Genomic DNA, 896 nt, shown 5'->3' with positions numbered 1-896 from the left:
TTGACAAAGAGAAAGAGCAACGAAAACAAGATATCGTAACGGGGCTGAAAGATTTAGCAGCACAAGTAAAACAACTGGAGAAAGACCTTAACAAGGATGCGGGTAAGGACTCAACTAAAGGCAAGATGGGTAATGACTTTAGTAAAGGAGTAGATTCAGCGGTAGCGATAGTGACCGGAATTATCACAGGCGATATAACCGGCGGATTAGCAGGAGCAAGCGCGCCATGGATAGCAACAGAGATAAAAAAACAAGCAGGTGATAATGAGACAGCGAGATTAGTGGCACATACAATACTAGGAGCGGTGGTAGCGGAGCTACAAGGTCACTCAGGAGTAGTAGGTGGAGCGAGTGCAGTCACAGGGGAGATAGCAGCCCCAATTATCCAAAAAGCCTTATATGGAGATAGAGATGTAAAAGACCTAACGGAAGAAGAAAAAGATAACATCAGTGCCTTAACTCAGCTAGCGGTAGGACTCACCATAGCAAGTATGGGTGGGGATGAAAGTGATATAGCAACGGGTGTGAATAGTAGTAAAAATGCGGTTGAGAATAATTATTTAAAACTTTCCGAAGCTAGACGAAAAGCTGAATTATCTTGGATAAAACCGAACTGGAAAGGTGAGGAGTTAACGGAAGATGAAAAGAAAGAATTAGAGTACTTTGAAAAATTAGATAAAAAACGTGATCTGGTTTTGCTAGAAACTTGTTATGCAGGTAATATATCAAGTTCAGCTTGTCAAGGATTACTACAAGAAGCATGGCAAATGCAAAATGAATATGCCGAAGAAGCTGCAAGAACTATAAAATATAGTGATGTTTACAGAGAAGATTCGAATAACCTTGATAATATATTATTAGGATTAGACAGGGATTCGGTAAGTTATTGGAAAGAC

Annotated in this window: 1 protein-coding gene; it reads left to right on the top strand. The window is 40.1% G+C overall.

Features of this window, described 5'->3' with window-relative positions; translation table 11 throughout:
• On the top strand, positions 1-896 hold an 896-nt coding region (locus tag A9G11_RS01180; protein ID WP_176701216.1), incomplete at both ends, for a VENN motif pre-toxin domain-containing protein.

It is taken from the genome of Gilliamella sp. wkB108, assembly GCF_001690195.1.
GTDB lineage: Bacteria > Pseudomonadota > Gammaproteobacteria > Enterobacterales > Orbaceae > Gilliamella > Gilliamella apicola_L.
Note: the sequence above shows the minus strand (reverse complement) of the source record. Positions and strands in the feature narration are given on the sequence as shown.